A 15583-nucleotide genomic window follows, 5' to 3' on the forward strand; every position below is an offset into this window, starting at 1 on the left:
GCCGCTGACCGGTGGACGGCACCGAGCCGTACGCTTGAACTGAGAAGGGGGAGGCCTCGCGGCCTCCCCCTTTTTTGAGTTTGCGGGGCATAAATGACTCATTTACGCCAGACGATTTAATTCTTTTTGGTATTGAGCTTTTATTTAAAGAAAATAAATCGAATAACAAGGGCAACTGCTATGGCCACAATGATCAAAAGCAGGATTATCAGTCGATGCTGCTTGCGTCGTTTACTTGACGAAACGAAGATTGATTTTCCCTGTTTTGGCGTTTCGAGATAGCGAGCCGAATGCGTCAAGGTTTGCTTGGGTCGTGAACCTCTTTGTTGATGAGCGGCTGATGCTTTCAGTGGCTTATCACTAGCTGCGCTGTTTTTAGATAACGGTGCGTCTTTTAGATATACAGGGTCTCCCGAGGCGACGCCCATATGTTTACGTCCCGTTTGGGCATCCTCGAGTGTTTGATATCGATTTCTCGTCACATACTCGGGCTCCGGATCATTAATGGGCTCTTGCGAGATGTGGGGGCGATGGAACCGCGGCGGCTGCGTGGAAGTATCTTCCCCCTGCGTCGGCATAAACATTTTGTTCTGGTTTTGGTCGTCCATGATGCCCTTTAGCTCGTTACCAACAACGTGTACGCGCTCATTGTAAGCCCCTTGTTATTTTAGCTGCGAACATACTTGTTATTTAAGCTCTGGTTCAAAGAACCTTAACCTTACTAAAACCTGAGTCAATTACACTTAGATATACTTATAGTACTTGACTCAAAAAACTTTATAGTCGATGTATATATAAGCACTGTGTGGGCATATATAAGAACGTCAAAAGAAGTCCCAGTCACCTAGAAGATGACTCGGCAGTCCTTAAAAGGAGTGGTAAACATGGCAAGCATGGTTCCTTATCGTTCGGTTTTTGGCGTTCGTCCTTCTGCTAGCTCGTTGTTCGATCTGTTTGATGATATGACCGACCTTGCAAATAACTCGATTGCTTCCAAGGCGTTCCCCGTTGACGTTGAGGATAAGGGCGATGGCTATGAGGTCAAGGCTTATCTGACCGGCGTCGCCAAGGACGATATCGATGTCGAGCTTAACGAGGGCCGTCTGTCCATTAGCGTGAATGTCGAGGAAAACGAGAAGAACGAGGGCAAGAACTTCCTGCAGAAGGAGTTCAGCTCGTACAGCGCGACGCGTGGCGTATATCTGAAGGACGCTTCGAGCGAGGGTCTCTCTGCTAAGTATGCTGACGGCATCCTGACCGTTACGGTTCCCAAGATCGTCGAGAAGAAGAACGTTACGAAGATTTCCATCGACTAACTTCGTTGGTGTTCTGCGCTATTAAAAGACAGCAAAAGGGGCTGGGAAGCGATTCTCGGCCCCTTTTGCTGTCTAGGACAGTCTATTGAAAGGTTGCCGGTTGATACTGACTCGCAGGGCGTATCGAGAGTTTTCGCGATCCTTGGAGAAGGGTTGCGGACCTGCCGACCTCGTCATCCAGGGTTGCGGCCAGAGCTTTGGCATAGCTTTTGACGGTAAGGCTCGGACGATTGTTATCTTGGCTGATATGCATGGCAATGAGCTGTTCGGTGCGATCGGTAACAAGTTCGCGCGCGGCTTCGGCGGCTTGGCTATTGGAGAGGTGTCCCCTTGCAGACAGGATGCGCTCCTGAAGAAAGCGGGGATATTCTCCCTCGCGCAGCATGGTCACATCGTGGTTGCTTTCGAGCGCGAGGACTCGACAATCTTTGAGGGTGTTCATGGCTTGGCTCGATAGCTCTCCGGTGTCGGTGGCAAAGCCGATGGAATCATTGAGGGTGTCGAATCGATAGCCGACTGGATTGATGACATCGTGTGACGTTGAGTAGGTTTGCACGTGGATGCCGGCAATGGATAGGGTGTCACCGGGATCGAATTCCTCGACAGGCAGATGCGAAAGATTTTCTTTGCTCGAAAGTGTGCCCCTGCTGGCAAAGAGGGGGCCGTGCCAGTGCTTGCACCAGACATCGAGACCCTTGATGTGATCGCTGTGCTCATGAGTAATGAGAAGAGCCGAGACGTTGTCTGCCGAGAGCCCCAGTTCTGCCATGCGCTTTAATGTCTCGCGGCGAGACAGTCCGTCATCGACCATAATGAGCCCCTGCGGGCCCTCGATGAGTGCGCAGTTGCCTTTAGAGCCACTGCCGAGGATATGAAGGTGCAGACGAGACATAAGATTCCAAAGGATACAATGGGTGCGAACGAATAGAGGAGGAAGCAAATGCCAACGGTATCTCAGCATTACGGACACCATGCCGCGCCTGGGGTAGTCGATGAGACCCGGACGAGGCAGCAGGCTGCTCCTGTCGTGCTCATGGTATCAGGTGGTGCGGACTCGACGGCACTGCTTCTTATGGCGTGCACATCAAAGCTGGATATCCAAGACGGACGCGGTGTTGCCTCCATTGCTCGCGAGCGCCTGCATGTGCTGCATGTGAATCATCATCTGCGCGGCGAGGCATCCGATGGCGACGAGGCCTTCGTGCGTGAGCTCTGCGCGCAATATGGTCTACCGCTGTGTGTTGAGCATGCCTATTTTGATGATGAATCGGGCAATATCGAGGCGGCTGCCCGCGAGGTGCGCTATGCCGCGGCGCGAAGGTATGTTCGCGAGCTCTGCGCCCAGACGGGGGCACCGCGAACGGCGGCTCGTATCTGCACCGCGCACACGTCTTCGGATCGCGCGGAAACGTTTTTGATGAACGCGATTAAGGGCTCGGGGCCCGCTGGTCTATCGAGCATTCCTCGCCGGAGGAATATCGTGGTGCGTCCCTTGCTCGACCTGACTCATGATGAGCTCGTGGGCTATCTACAGGTGCATGGTCAGCCGTGGCGAGAGGACGAGAGTAACGAGGACGTGTCGTACTTGCGTAACTACGTGCGCCATCGAGTGATGCCGGTGGTGGCGCAGCGCAACGCGAGCGTCTGCAAGACGATTGGCGCCGCCTGCGAGATCTTAGGCGATGAGGACGCCTTTCTTTCCCAACTTTCCGCACAGGCGTTCCGAAGCTGCCTGCGTAAGGAGGCGGCGGGTGCACTGGTCCTTGACGCTCGTCGACTGTCCGCGGCTGAGGTGGTAATCGCGCGGCGCATCGTGAGACTGGCGATTAAACGCATCGATCCGGACGCTCGTCCAGAGATGCGACATGTGGAGCGAGTCCTTTCCTGCGTTGCCGAGGGCGCCGGCTCGGTCACGCTTCCGGCGGGGATTGACGCACGCATTGAGTTTGGCATGCTGGCGTTTAAGGCGCCGGTGGCTCGCGAGGGCCTGGTCGCGGACTGGGTTACCGTACCCGGTCGTTTGCCGTTGGGCGGGGGACGTGTGCTGGTCGCAGAGCCGATGGCCGTTGAGCCGGGATGCGATATCGTGTGCCGCGCCCGTGAGCTTGCGGCTGCCGGGGAAGTGACAGCTTTGGTAGACGCGGCTGCCCTGGGTTTTGCCGACAGCGATAGTGAGCGGATCCTGGCGGGCTCGCGTGGCGAGATCCCTGCCGAGGCGCGATTGGCGCGCCTGTGGGTGGACGGTCCTGCACCGGGAGATGTGATGTGCCCGTTGGGGATGAACGGCCGAAGCAAGAAAGTGTCAGACCTGCTGAACGAGGCTCGTATTCCCGTTTCTGAGCGCGCAGGCGTTCCTGTGGTGAGAACGGCTCCGGGAGGTGCCGTGGTATGGGTCGCCGGAGTTCGCGCGGACGAGCGTTTTAAATGCACGGCCGCAACGCGCGTGGCCTATCTGCTTCGCGTGGTTGATGCGGATTAGTCCCTCGCACCAGCTGTTCTGTGCGACGTTGACGGTATTCCCGCGCTAATGGTGCGCGGGCTGGAAAATATACCCCGTGCGCTGCTAGAATGTGTAGTTCGCGTCCATACGGCGGTGTGTGGGCGATTAAGCACAAGAAAGGGTTGTCATGGCTTCTCAACATCCGGATATCGAGAAGGTTCTGTTTACGCAGGAGGATATCGACGGTATCGTCTCTCGCCTAGGCGAGCAGATTACGCGCGACTACGCGGGTAAGGATCTGGTGCTGATCGCGGTTCTGCGCGGCGCTGTTGTCTTTATGGGCGACCTGATGCGCAAGATCGAGCTGTCGACCAACATCGATTTCATGGCTGTTTCGAGCTATGGCGACGGTGTGAAGTCCTCGGGTATCGTGCGTATCATTAAGGACCTGGATATCGACATCCGCGGTCGCGACGTGCTGATCGTCGAGGACATTCTGGACTCGGGCCTGACCCTCAAGTACCTGATGAAGAACCTCGAGAGCCGCAAGCCCGCTTCGCTGGAGGTCGCTGCCTTCCTGTGGAAGGACGTTGAGGACCGCGTCTCGGCCATCACGCCCAAGTATGTTGGAACCCATTGCCCCGATGCCTTTGTGGTGGGCTACGGCCTCGACTATGCCGAGCGCTATCGTAACCTTCCGTATCTGGGCATTTTGAAACCGGAGGTTTATTCGTAAGATGCCCGACGACCGTAACGATAACAATTCCCAGACTCCCCGGGAGCCTAAGATCCCGGGGATGCCCGGAGGCAAGAAGCCCACGCGTACGGGCTGGCTGTATTTTATTTTGGCTTGCGCGCTTCTGGGCTACGCCTTCTTTAACATGGGCTCCGGCTTTGCCAATTCCAGCAATACCGTAAAGCTCGCGACGAGCGAGATGGTGAGCGCCATCAAGCAGGATCGCGTCGAAGATCTGACCTATACGGTTCAAGACGGAAGCGTGACGGGTCATTACTGGAAGACGAAGAAGGACAAGGGCGATACGAGCGAGCTCAAGAGCTTCTCTTCGACCTATGTCGGCTCCGATTCGCTTGCCGAGCTTATGGCGGAGCACCCCGATACCAAGTACATCGTCAACACCAATGATCCCGATTTTTGGGGCGACCTGGCGATGAGCGTGCTTCCGACGATCGCCCTTATCGCCATCATGTTCTACTTTATGCGCCAGATGATGGGCGCCAACAACAGGAACATGCAGTTTGGCAAGACCAACGCCAAGACCAACGAGGCCACGCGTCCCAAGGTCAAGTTTGAGGATGTCGCTGGCGTGGACGAAGCAGTCGAGGAGCTCGAGGAGATCCGTGACTTTTTGAGCGATCCGGATCGCTATCGCAAGCTGGGTGCCAAGATCCCGCGCGGCGTGTTGCTGGTTGGCCCTCCGGGTACCGGTAAGACCCTGCTGGCCAAGGCCGTTGCCGGCGAGGCGGGCGTGCCATTCTTTAGCATCTCGGGCTCTGACTTTGTGGAGATGTTCGTGGGCGTCGGCGCCAGCCGCGTGCGTGACCTCTTTAAGGAGGCCAAGTCCCAGGCCCCGTCGATCATCTTCATCGATGAGATCGATGCCGTGGGACGTCAGCGCGGAGCTGGCTTGGGCGGAGGTCACGACGAGCGCGAGCAGACGCTCAACCAGCTGCTTGTCGAGATGGACGGTTTTGAGGAGAGCGAGTCGGTCATCCTGATCGCTGCGACCAACCGTCCTGACATCCTGGATCCGGCATTGCTGCGTCCCGGTCGTTTTGACCGTCAGGTTACGGTCGACCGTCCGGATGTGAAGGGCCGCGAGCAGATCTTGCGCGTGCATGCCGAGAACAAGCCGATGGACGAGGACGTTAAGTTTGAGAAGCTCGCCCAGATGACCGTTGGCTTCACCGGCGCCGATCTGGCAAATCTGCTCAACGAGTCTGCGCTGCTGGCTGCCCGCCGCCATCGTTCCGTGATCTCGATGAACGAGGTCGAGGAATCGATGGAGCGCGTGATTGCCGGACCGCAGCGCAAGGGTCGCGTGATGACCGAAGCCGAGCGCACCACGATTGCCTACCACGAGAGCGGCCACGCTTTGGTGGGTCACATCCTGGAGCACTCCGATCCGGTCCACAAGATCTCGATCGTCAGCCGCGGCCAGGCGTTGGGCTACACGCTGCAGCTTCCGCAGGAGGACCACTTCCTCAAGACCAAGAACGAGATGCTCGACGAGCTTGCCGTGTTCTTGGGCGGTCGCGTTGCCGAGGAACTCATGTGCGACGACATCACGTCGGGCGCGAGTAATGACCTGGAGCGCGCAACCAAGATGGCGCGCGAGATGGTCACGCGCCTGGGCATGAGCGAGGAGCTGGGCACGCAAGTGTTTGGCGAGGCGCAACATCAGGTGTTCCTTGGTCGCGATTACGCCGATCACCAGGATTACTCCGAGGAGACGGCGCGCCGCATCGATATCGAGGTTCAGCGCATTATGCGTGAGGCCCATCGTCGTGCGGTCGAGATTCTGGACGCCCGTCGCGATCAGCTTGATCTGATGGCGAAGGTGCTGCTTGAGCGCGAGACCGTCGAGGGCGACGCCGTGAACGCCCTGCTCGACAACGAGTGGAATGCCTACCTTGAGCGCGAGGGCGATATCCTGGCGGCCAAGGAGGAGCGCAATGCCAAGGCGGCCGGCATGCCGACCAAGAAGCGCGTGCCTCGAATGAGCGAGGAGGAGCTGGCGGCTGATGCCGCGGCCTTTGCGCAGGCGGCCATGCAGGAGGATGCCGAAGCCGCATCCGATGATGCTGACGATGACCATGCCGTCGTCGATGCCGACACCGACGCCGACAAATAGTCTTTGTGGCGAAAGCCTCCGCGGGGAAACCTGCGGAGGCTTTTTCTTTTGAGCGATATGGGGCCGTCTGTTGATTGGGGACAGACTTAAATGAGCGTTTTCACGCATTTAAGTCTGTCCCCAATCAACATTGCTGCGGCACTTTGCTCGGCTAAAGCGTACAATAGCGCCTATGCGAAAGGGGAACAGATGATCAACGAAACTATGTATGCTCGCGGTGCGGAAAGCTCCATCATCCGTGAGATTTTTAGCTATGGCCTTGAGCGCAAGGCGCAGATCGGTGCGGAAAACGTATTCGATTTTTCGCTGGGCAATCCGAGCGTTCCGGCGCCCGCTGCTGTGGCTGAGTCGATTAAGAAGGCCCTGGAGCTGCCGAGTGACCAGTTGCATGGCTACACCCCCGCTCCGGGCCTGCCGCAATGTCGAGCAGCCGTCGCCGAATCGCTCAACCGCCGCTTTGGAACGAACTATGAGGGTAAGGACGTCTTTATGACGGTGGGTGCCGCGGCTTCGCTCACCTGCACGCTCAACGCCGTTACGAACCCGGGCGACGAGGTTATTGTTATCGCCCCGTACTTTCCGGAGTATCGTGTTTGGATTGAGAAGGCCGGCTGTACGTGTGTTGAGGCGCTCGCCGATGAAGATACGTTCCAGCTGAGCGTGGACAACGTGCTCAAGGCGATTACCGATAAGACGACTGCCGTCATCATCGACTCGCCCAACAATCCGACTGGTGCCGTATATACACGCAACACGCTGACGCGACTGGCCAATGTTCTGCGCGAGGCCAACGCTCAGCGCGATCCCGAGAATCCGATTATGCTCATCTCGGATGAGCCGTACCGCGAGATCGTGTACGGTGCCGAGGTGCCTTGGGTGCCCTCGATCTACGAGCACACCATCGTGTGCTACTCGTATTCCAAGTCGCTGTCGCTGCCGGGTGAGCGCGTGGGGTGGATCTTGGTTCCCAACACCAATCCGCAGGCTGCCCGTCTGATGCCGGCTGTTGCGGGCGCTGCCCGTACGCTGGGTTTTGTATGCGCACCGGCACTCTTCCAGCGCGTGATCATCGATTGCATCGATGAGCCGAGTGATGTCGGGGCCTATGCCCGCAACCGCACGGCGCTCACCGATGCTTTGACGGACTACGGCTATACCTATGTTGAGCCGGACGGTGCTTTCTACCTGTGGGTGAAGGCACTCGAGCCCGATGCGAATGCGTTTTGCGAGCGCGCAAAGAAGTATGAGTTGCTTGCGGTTCCCTCGGACAGCTTTGGTATGCCGGGTTGGTTCCGCCTGGGCTATTGCGTGAGCTACGAAACGATTGTCAATTCGCTACCCGCTTGGAAACAGTTGGCGGACGAGTATCGTTAAAAGTAGAGCGCTCTGCCTACAATGTTTTACGTGAAACGGGGTTTGGTGTTAAGCCGGACCCCGTTGTCATGGACGTTGTGTCTTTGGGATGGAGTGGTTTTACGACTATCGAAGGCTATGCGTACAATGAATATAAGCGACGGCCGTGCCAGATAAGGAGACCCGATGCCCTACCTGCTTTCTTGTGACATTCATACCCATACGATGTTCTCTGCGCATGCATATTCGACCATTGAGGAGAATGTGTACTGGGCGGCAGAGCGTGGTCTGCAGGTGCTCGGATCTGCCGACCATTTGAGCTCTATGGTTACGGCTTGCCCCAATGACCTGCGCAGTTACCAGTTCTTTATCAACCAGGATATCTGGCCGCGCATTTGGAGCGGCGTGCTGGTGCTGCGTGGTGCCGAGGCCGATATCGTTTCGCTGGACGGAAGCCTGTTTGGCGAGGACACTCCTGTCACGCTCGATATCGCCGGCGATTCGTACAGCCGTCAGCATTCACTGTTCGATTTGGTTACGCGTAATTTGGATTATTTGGTTGCAAGCGTGCATAATCCGCAGATTGCTGAGGGCGCGACGCTGGCCCAGACGACCGAGATGTATATCAATGCCCTGGAGCACCCCAAGGTGTTCATGCTGGGTCACACGGGGCGTTCGGGCGTGCCGTTCGATATCGACGAGGTGCTGTTGGCAGCTAAGGCCAAGCACAAGATTATCGAGATCAACAACCATAGTCTTGAACACGGTGTCGACACTGAGCATTGGGCCGTATGCCGCAAGATTGCCGAGCGCTGCGCCGAGCTGGGCGTGGGCATTGGCGTTTCGACCGATGCGCACATTGGCATGGCGATTGGTAAGCTCGATTACGCTCGCAAGATGCTCGACGAGATTCACTTCCCGCTGGATCTGATCGTGACGCGCGATCGCGAGACGCTGCTGCGCGAGATGGCGGCAGCCGGCGTGTGCGATCTGCGCAATGGGATGTAGCGGAATTTATAAACCAAGCGAAGGGGGGGGCGGCCCAGACGGGTCGCCCCCTTTCTTGTCCCAAAAATCTACTGAGGTTGGTTAGCGGCGTTCGAGGACCGCTACGGTTTCGGTGTGGTCGGTGTGAGGGAACATGTCGACTGGCGTGATCTTGAGCAGGCGATAGCCTCCGTCGAGGAGCTGGTGCAGGTCGCGCTCTTGAGTCACGGGGTTGCAGCTGATATAGGTGATGCGGCGCGGCTTAAGCGCGCAGGCAGCTTCGAGGAACTCGGGGGTGGAGCCGGCGCGCGGCGGGTCGATGGAAAGGACGTCGACGCGTTCGTTGTTGTCGGCGGCATCGAGGATGTAGTCGGTGGCATCGTCGGCCATAAACCAAGCGCTGCGGGTGAGGCCGTTGAGCTCGGCATTACGACGTGCGTCGGCAATGCCGGCGTGGTTGCGCTCCACGCCAAGCAGCATAATACCGACGCCCTTGTCCTGGGCGGCTTTGGCTGCGCACAGGCCGATAGTTCCACTACCGCAATAGGCATCCATGAGTACGTCGCCCTGCTGCAGGTCCATGCCGTCAATCGCGAGCTGATAGAGCAGCTCGGTCTGCTGCGGGTTGGTCTGGTAGAACGCGGTGGGGGAGATATCGAACTCGCAGCCGAGCAGCTGGTCGCGCATGCACTCGGCGCCATATACAATGCGGGTTTCCTCGCCGAGGATGGCGTTGCCGGGACGTCCGTTGATGTTTTGCGCGACGGTGACGATGTGCGGATTGAGTGCGGCGACAGCCTCAAAGAACTCCTGCGCATGCGGCAAGTCGCGCTGAGCGGTCACGAGCGTGACCATGACCTGGTCGGTACGCCAACCGCAGCGGACGACGGCATAGCGAAGTAAACCAAGATGCTTGTCCTCATTAAAGGCGGGAATATGCAGCCGCTCAGCTTCGCGTGCGATGCCGTTGAGAATCTGACGGGCACCCGGTGCCTCGACAGGACACTCGGGTACGGCAACGATCTTGTGCGTGCCGCGCTCAAAGAAACCGCAACGGACAGCACCCTCCTTACCGGGAGCAAAGGGAGTGGCAGCCTTATGACGAAAGCCACGCGGCGCGGGATATTTACCCGGGTCGCCCAGGGTGACGCCCATACCACGAATGGGGTCGACGCTAATACCCTCGCGCTCGCAAAGGGTAGCAAAAAGCTCCTCCATAGCAGCCTGCTTGGTCGCCAACTGCTTCTTATAAGGACGATTGAGCGCCGTGCACCCACCGCAAGCTTTCATGATGGAACAAGGAGACTTGGGATCAACGGCCTTGCGCGCAGACGGAACCGGATTCTTATACGGGCGCTTGGAGCGAGTCTGAGATGCCGTATCCTCGCTCCGACGAGAGCCGGGACGCTTGGCCTTAGCCTTGCCCTTGGCCGACTTACCCTTCGCGTCCTGAGACGACTTGGATTTCTGAGAAGTTTTTTTCTCCTCTGACCCCTCAGCCGCCTCGATCAAAGCACGACGAGCCTTACGCTCCGCACGAGATTCTGCCATGAATTAACCCCACTAATTTACAAATTGAAATCTGAAAGCATTGTACCGTGCCAAGTTAGCAGACGATATGCAAGCGCCCATTTCATGTCAGCGATAAGTCCAACGATGTTTGCCCGGCGTGGGCGGGGAGCGGCGCGTAATTAAGTTTATCGCGAGTTCCGCACGCAAAGGAAAGCACTTAATGTGCTTTCCGTCTTGCGCAGGACTGTAGAGCAGGAAACTTAATTACGCGCCGCTCCCCGCCCACGCCGGGCAACCTCTCCCTTGTACTTTATCAAGGTAGAGTGTATGATTCTGGACGTTACACGACTCACTTTACTTAACTAAAGTGCCATCAAGGGGGAATACCATGAACACCGATATGTCTCGTCGTCAGTTTGTTGGTCTAGCCGGCTCGCTCGCCACGGTTCTAGGCCTTGGCCTGGTTGGTTGTGGCGGCGGTGCCGATAAGGGCTCTGCTGCCGGTTCTGCTGCAGCCAAGGACGTGAAGGGCACTGCGGAGTCCAAGAAGCTCGTGGTGGGCTTTGATAAGTCCTATCCTCCGTACGGCTTTGTGGGCGACGATGGCGAGTACACCGGCTTTGATCTCGATCTGGCCAAGGCTGTTGCCGATAAGCAGGGCTGGGAGGTCAAATACGAGGCCATCGACTGGGATGCCAAGGATACGCTGCTCAACTCGGGTGCCATCAACTGCATCTGGAACGGCTTTACCATGGAGGGTCGCGAGGACGACTACACGTTCTCCGAGCCGTACATGCTCAACGAGCAGGTGCTGGTGGTAAAGAAGGATGCGGGCATCAAGGGCTGGGACGATCTTGCCGGCAAGACCGTGATTACGCAGACCGATTCCGCTGCGCAGGATGTGCTCGAGGGTGACCAGAAGGATCTGGCGGCGACGTTTGCCACGCTCGACACGATCGGCGAGTACAACACGGCCTTTATGCAGCTCGAGAGCGGCGCGGTCGATGCCGTGGCTTGCGACCTTTCGATTGCCCAGTATCAGCTTGCCGCCAAGCCCGATGCCTATACGCAGCTTGATGAGCCGCTGTCCAGCGAGCACTACGCCGTCGGCTTTAAGAAGGGCGACACCAAGTCGGCCGCCGCCGTGACCGAGTCGCTCAAGGCGCTCTATGAGGACGGCACGGTCAAGGACCTGTGCGACAAGTATTCAAGCTATGGTCTATCTTTCGATAATTGGGTGCTCAAGTAATGTCTATTCAGGTCATGATGCAGATGCTCGGCCAGGGATTCTTGGTCAGTTTGCAGCTGTTTGTGCTGACGCTGCTGGGGTCGATTCCGCTGGGAATCCCCGTGGCGTTTATGCGCATGAGCAAAATCGCGCCGCTTCGCTGGATTGCGCGCATCTATATCTCGGTCATGCGCGGTACGCCGCTCATGCTGCAGATGTTTGCCATCTACTTTGCCCCGTACTACGTGTTTGGCATTTCGCTCACGCCCGATTCCAAGTGGACGGCGTGCGTCGTAGCGTTCATCATCAACTACGCCGGTTACTTTGCCGAGATCTATCGCTCGGGCCTGCAGTCCATTCCGCGCGGTCAATACGAGGCCGCCGAGGTGCTGGGCTACTCGCGCCTGCAGACGTTTTTGTGCATTGTGATGCCGCAGGTTGCCAAGCGTATTCTGCCGGCGATGGGCAACGAGATCATCACGCTGGTCAAGGACACGTCGCTGGCGTTTGCCATCGGCGTGGGGGAGATGTTCTCGACGGCCAAGGCGCTGGTCGCCTCGCAAGTGAGCATGGTGCCGTTTGCGATTGCGGCGTTGATCTACTGGGTCTTTAACTTTGTGGTCGAGATGCTGCTGGGCGCCGCCGAAAAGAAGCTGGACTATTATCATGACTAACTCAGTGATGAAAATCGAAAACGCACGTAAGGCGTTTGGCGGCAATGAGGTGCTCAAGGATATCTCGCTCGAGGTAAAGCGTGGCGAGGTCGTGGCGATTATCGGGCCTTCGGGTGGCGGCAAGTCCACGCTGCTGCGGTGTGCCACGCTGCTCGAGACACTCGACGGAGGCTCGCTCTCGTTTGGTGACCTTGCCGTTGCGACGGATGCGGGTTCGGGCGCGGTCTATGCGAAGGGCGATGTGCCCAAGCGGGCACGCTCGCGATTCGGCTTGGTGTTCCAAAATTACAACCTGTTCCCGCACTATACCGTGATGAAAAACATCATCGATGCGCCGATCCGCGTGCTTAAGCGCCCGCGCGAGCAGGCGGAAGCTCGTGCGCGCGAGTTGATCGCGCAGATGGGGCTTACGGGCAACGAGAACAAGGTTCCGTGTGAGCTTTCGGGCGGTCAGCAACAGCGCGTGAGTATTGCCCGCGCCCTGGCGCTCGATCCGGAAATCTTATTCTTTGACGAGCCGACCTCGGCACTCGATCCCGAGCTGACGGCCGAGGTTCTGCGCGTCATCAAGGATCTGGCCGCGCAGAATATGACGATGGTGATCGTGACGCACGCGATGCAGTTTGCCCGCGATGTTGCCGACCGCGTGGTCTTTATGGATGGCGGGCGCATTGTCGAGGAGGGTCCGGCCGAACAGGTCATCGACCATCCGCGCGAGCAGCGCACCCGTGAGTTCTTGAGCCGTATCGAGGGATAGGCTCAGCTATTTACTCAACTGTTTGTTGAGGCGAAACCGCCGCAGGTCTTATGATCTGCGGCGGTTTTTTGCACCGGCGGGGTCCAATAATCGCCCCGCATGCGTTCTTCTTCCTCTCGCCGCCCGTATCCATACGCGTGCCGAAAGGTCTGCATGGACAGGCGACTGCAAGGGTAGGGTGGTGGCATAGGACATTTGGAGGGTGAGTCGGATCGACTGCCGACCATGCTGCTCCCGGGACGGCACCGACCGCGAACTCTCCCCGTTGGCGTCGCGCAATGCGCGCGGCCCTGCAAGGAGGTCATCATGGGTGCTCCCAAGACCGGTAACGTAAGGAACGTGGTGCTCGTAGGCCAAGGTGGGGTGGGCAAGACTTCACTCGCCGAGGCCATGCTCCACCTTTCCGGCAAGACCGCCCGCCTGGGCGGCCACGACGGCACCAAGCCCACGCTCGACTATGACCCCGAAGAGGTCAAGCGTGCATTTTCCATCTCGACGACCATTGCGCCGATCGACTGGAAGGGTGCGCGCATCAACGTGCTCGATGCCCCGTGCTATCCCGATTTTATCGGCGACGCCTATGCCGCGATGAGCGTCTGCGAGACGGCTCTGTTTGTTGTCGACGCCGAGGCCGGCCCGCAGCCTACGACGGTTAAGCTCTGGTATGCCGCCGAGGACCTGCGCCTGGCGCGTGCGGTGTTCGTAAACCGCCTGTCGCGCCCCGAGGCCAGCTTTGCGACCACGATGGACCTGCTGCAGGAGCGCTTTGGTACGCGTCTGGGCGCCGTGACCCTTCCCTGGGGCGAGGGCGAGGACTTTGACGGCATCATCGACCTGGTGCGCATGAAGGCGCGCCATTGCAACGGCGCTGAAGCCGTTGAGTCGGAGATCCCCGAGGAGTATCGTACCCAGGCCGAACAGGCCCACGACCACCTGTGCGAACTCGTTGCCGAGGCCGACGATGAGCTGATGATGAAATACCTGGAAGGCGAGGAGACACTGACGCAGGAAGAGCTTGAGGGCTTGTTGTCCAAGGCGATCGCCGAGCGCATCTTTGTGCCGGTCTTTGCGGGCGATTGCATTAAGGAGCAGGGCGTCAACTCGCTGATGGACGATATTGCCACGTACTTCCCGGCGCCGACGGACTACGGCGAGATGCCGCTTATCGATGGCGATTCGCTCAAGATCTTGAGCGACGATGACCGCCCGGTGGCGTTTGTGTTTAAGACCCTGGCCGATCCGCAGCAGGGTCGCATCAGCTTTATCAAGGTGCTGACGGGTACGCTTGAGCCGGGCCTTGAGCTGGTCAATGCGCGCACGCGCAAGGGCGAGCGTCTGGCTCACCTGTATGTGATGTGCGGCCGCGACATGACCGAGGTCGGGCACGCGTATGCCGGCGATATCATCGTGGCGCCCAAGCTGGCTGCCGAGACGGGCGATACACTCTCGATTACCGGTAAGGTCGAGGCTGCGGCGTTTAAGTTCCCCAACTCGCAGTACCGTATCGCCATCGAAGCCGAGAACCGCGGCGACGAAGAGAAGCTCTACACGTTTATCGAGAAGGCTTGCAAGGCCGATCCGACCATGAGCATCGACCGCGACGAGGAGACCGGCCAGACCATTATCTCCGCCGTGGGTGAGGCGCAGGTTTCGGTCCTGCTCAATCGTCTGGAGGACCGCACCAAGGTCGCTGCTAAGAGCGTGCCGATCCGTATCCCGTATCGCGAGACCATCCGCCGCACGGCAAGTGCCCAGGGTCGTCATAAGAAGCAGACTGGTGGTGCCGGTCAGTATGGTGACTGCTGGCTGCGTGTGGAGCCGATGATTACCGCCGACGGTACGAGCGACGGTTATGAGTTTGTGGACGAGGTCGTGGGCGGCCGCATTCCGCGCTCGCTGATCCCTGCCGTGGATAAGGGTGTTCAGGAGACTATGAAGGACGGCATCATCGCCGGCTACCCGCTCACGGGCATTCGCGTGGCTGTGTACGACGGCTCGTATCACAGCGTCGACTCCAACGAGATGGCGTTCCGCGCGGCGGCCCGCATCGGCCTGCGCAAGGCGTGCGCCGATGCCGACCCGGTGGTGCTGGAGCCCATCGAGGAAATCACGGTGACGATCCCCGAGAGCTACGCCGGCGCCGTGATGGGCGACATCTCGGCCTCGCGTGGTCGCGTGACGGGCATGGAGACCGATGAGCGCGGAGACACCGTGGTCATCGCCCAGGCGCCGCTGGCCGAGCTGACGGATTACTCGACGCGCCTGCGCTCTATCACGCGCGGCACGGGCGACTTTACCATGAAGCCCGCGGGCTATGAGCAGGTGCCTTATGACGTTCAGGCCAAGCTGGTCGAGCGCTATGAGGAGGGCCGCGCCAAGTAGCGTGTGACGTTGCCTGTAACATACGTGCCGATGCAAGGGCCGCTCTGGGTGATCCGGAGCG

At 58.6% G+C, this 15583-nt stretch carries 13 protein-coding genes; 10 read left to right on the plus strand and 3 right to left on the minus strand.

All coding sequences use genetic code 11. The features are described from left to right. Positions 1–140: 140 nt before the first annotated feature. Positions 141–608: a hypothetical protein gene (locus PMX21_RS03820; protein WP_271758130.1), complete on the minus strand. Its 468-nt coding sequence runs from the start codon at positions 606–608 to the stop codon at positions 141–143. A 276-nt stretch (positions 609–884) separates the two neighbouring features. Between PMX21_RS03820 and PMX21_RS03825 the strand changes: the two genes are divergently transcribed. Continuing rightward, positions 885–1316: an Hsp20/alpha crystallin family protein gene (locus PMX21_RS03825; RefSeq protein ID WP_271758132.1), complete on the plus strand. Its 432-nt coding sequence runs from the start codon at positions 885–887 to the stop codon at positions 1314–1316. An 82-nt stretch (positions 1317–1398) separates the two neighbouring features. Here the strand turns inward: PMX21_RS03825 and PMX21_RS03830 are convergent, their stop codons facing one another. Beyond that, a complete protein-coding gene (locus tag PMX21_RS03830; RefSeq protein ID WP_271758134.1) occupies positions 1399–2208 on the minus strand; it encodes an MBL fold metallo-hydrolase in 810 nt (269 codons plus the stop codon). Positions 2209–2256: 48 nt separating this feature from the next. Between PMX21_RS03830 and tilS the strand changes: the two genes are divergently transcribed. The 5 genes from tilS (at position 2257) to PMX21_RS03855 (ending at position 8990) form a co-directional block, all read left to right on the plus strand. Continuing rightward, positions 2257–3795 carry a tRNA lysidine(34) synthetase TilS gene (tilS, locus tag PMX21_RS03835; protein WP_271758136.1) on the plus strand — a complete coding sequence of 513 codons (1539 nt, stop codon included), beginning with the start codon at positions 2257–2259 and terminating at the stop codon, positions 3793–3795. A gap of 148 nt (positions 3796–3943) precedes the next feature. Beyond that, positions 3944–4492 (plus strand): hypoxanthine phosphoribosyltransferase, encoded by a 549-nt coding sequence (gene hpt / locus PMX21_RS03840; RefSeq protein WP_271758138.1) that lies wholly within the window; start codon positions 3944–3946, stop codon positions 4490–4492. 1 nt (position 4493) lies between these two features. Then, complete coding sequence (gene ftsH / locus PMX21_RS03845) at positions 4494–6629, plus strand: ATP-dependent zinc metalloprotease FtsH (protein ID WP_271758140.1); 2136 nt, start codon at positions 4494–4496, stop codon at positions 6627–6629. 189 nt (positions 6630–6818) lie between these two features. Then, the gene (locus PMX21_RS03850; RefSeq protein ID WP_215693567.1) at positions 6819–8003 is read left to right on the plus strand and encodes a pyridoxal phosphate-dependent aminotransferase; all 1185 of its coding nucleotides are present in this window, start codon (positions 6819–6821) and stop codon (positions 8001–8003) included. A 165-nt stretch (positions 8004–8168) separates the two neighbouring features. Continuing rightward, the gene (locus PMX21_RS03855; RefSeq protein ID WP_055286222.1) at positions 8169–8990 is read left to right on the plus strand and encodes a phosphatase; all 822 of its coding nucleotides are present in this window, start codon (positions 8169–8171) and stop codon (positions 8988–8990) included. An 81-nt stretch (positions 8991–9071) separates the two neighbouring features. On the opposite strand, the gene rlmD is transcribed toward PMX21_RS03855, so the two are convergent. After that, positions 9072–10520 carry a 23S rRNA (uracil(1939)-C(5))-methyltransferase RlmD gene (gene rlmD, locus PMX21_RS03860; protein ID WP_271758144.1) on the minus strand — a complete coding sequence of 483 codons (1449 nt, stop codon included), beginning with the start codon at positions 10518–10520 and terminating at the stop codon, positions 9072–9074. A 349-nt stretch (positions 10521–10869) separates the two neighbouring features. On the opposite strand from rlmD, the gene PMX21_RS03865 reads away from it, so the two are divergent. The 4 genes from PMX21_RS03865 (at position 10870) to PMX21_RS03880 (ending at position 15522) form a co-directional block, all read left to right on the plus strand. Further along, the gene (locus PMX21_RS03865) at positions 10870–11730 is read left to right on the plus strand and encodes a transporter substrate-binding domain-containing protein (protein WP_271758146.1); all 861 of its coding nucleotides are present in this window, start codon (positions 10870–10872) and stop codon (positions 11728–11730) included. Then, positions 11730–12383 (plus strand): amino acid ABC transporter permease, encoded by a 654-nt coding sequence (locus PMX21_RS03870; RefSeq protein ID WP_271758148.1) that lies wholly within the window; start codon positions 11730–11732, stop codon positions 12381–12383. Before PMX21_RS03865 ends, PMX21_RS03870 begins: the two co-directional genes overlap by 1 nt. Next, entirely contained in the window at positions 12376–13140 is a 765-nt protein-coding gene (locus tag PMX21_RS03875; RefSeq protein ID WP_271758150.1) for an amino acid ABC transporter ATP-binding protein, read from the plus strand. The genes PMX21_RS03870 and PMX21_RS03875 overlap by 8 nt, the downstream gene beginning before the upstream one ends. A gap of 306 nt (positions 13141–13446) precedes the next feature. Further along, positions 13447–15522, plus strand: a complete 2076-nt coding sequence (locus PMX21_RS03880) for an elongation factor G (protein ID WP_271758152.1) — start codon at positions 13447–13449, stop codon at positions 15520–15522. Positions 15523–15583 lie beyond the last annotated feature (61 nt).

It is taken from the genome of Collinsella aerofaciens (genome assembly GCF_028209885.1).
GTDB classification, from domain to species: Bacteria; Actinomycetota; Coriobacteriia; order Coriobacteriales; family Coriobacteriaceae; genus Collinsella; species Collinsella aerofaciens_BA.

Bases quoted from the DNA above. Each gene is read 5' to 3' on its own strand.
- ftsH (WP_271758140.1), top strand. From the start codon at position 4,494: ATGCCCGACGACCGTAACGATAACAATTCCCAGACTCCCCGGGAGCCT.
- PMX21_RS03865 (WP_271758146.1), top strand. From the start codon at position 10,870: ATGAACACCGATATGTCTCGTCGTCAGTTTGTTGGTCTAGCCGGCTCG.
- PMX21_RS03870 (WP_271758148.1), top strand. From the start codon at position 11,730: ATGTCTATTCAGGTCATGATGCAGATGCTCGGCCAGGGATTCTTGGTC.
- PMX21_RS03820 (WP_271758130.1), bottom strand. From the start codon at position 608: ATGGACGACCAAAACCAGAACAAAATGTTTATGCCGACGCAGGGGGAA.
- tilS (WP_271758136.1), top strand. From the start codon at position 2,257: ATGCCAACGGTATCTCAGCATTACGGACACCATGCCGCGCCTGGGGTA.
- PMX21_RS03825 (WP_271758132.1), top strand. From the start codon at position 885: ATGGCAAGCATGGTTCCTTATCGTTCGGTTTTTGGCGTTCGTCCTTCT.
- PMX21_RS03855 (WP_055286222.1), top strand. From the start codon at position 8,169: ATGCCCTACCTGCTTTCTTGTGACATTCATACCCATACGATGTTCTCT.
- PMX21_RS03830 (WP_271758134.1), bottom strand. From the start codon at position 2,208: ATGTCTCGTCTGCACCTTCATATCCTCGGCAGTGGCTCTAAAGGCAAC.
- hpt (WP_271758138.1), top strand. From the start codon at position 3,944: ATGGCTTCTCAACATCCGGATATCGAGAAGGTTCTGTTTACGCAGGAG.
- PMX21_RS03880 (WP_271758152.1), top strand. From the start codon at position 13,447: ATGGGTGCTCCCAAGACCGGTAACGTAAGGAACGTGGTGCTCGTAGGC.
- rlmD (WP_271758144.1), bottom strand. From the start codon at position 10,520: ATGGCAGAATCTCGTGCGGAGCGTAAGGCTCGTCGTGCTTTGATCGAG.
- PMX21_RS03875 (WP_271758150.1), top strand. From the start codon at position 12,376: ATGACTAACTCAGTGATGAAAATCGAAAACGCACGTAAGGCGTTTGGC.
- PMX21_RS03850 (WP_215693567.1), top strand. From the start codon at position 6,819: ATGATCAACGAAACTATGTATGCTCGCGGTGCGGAAAGCTCCATCATC.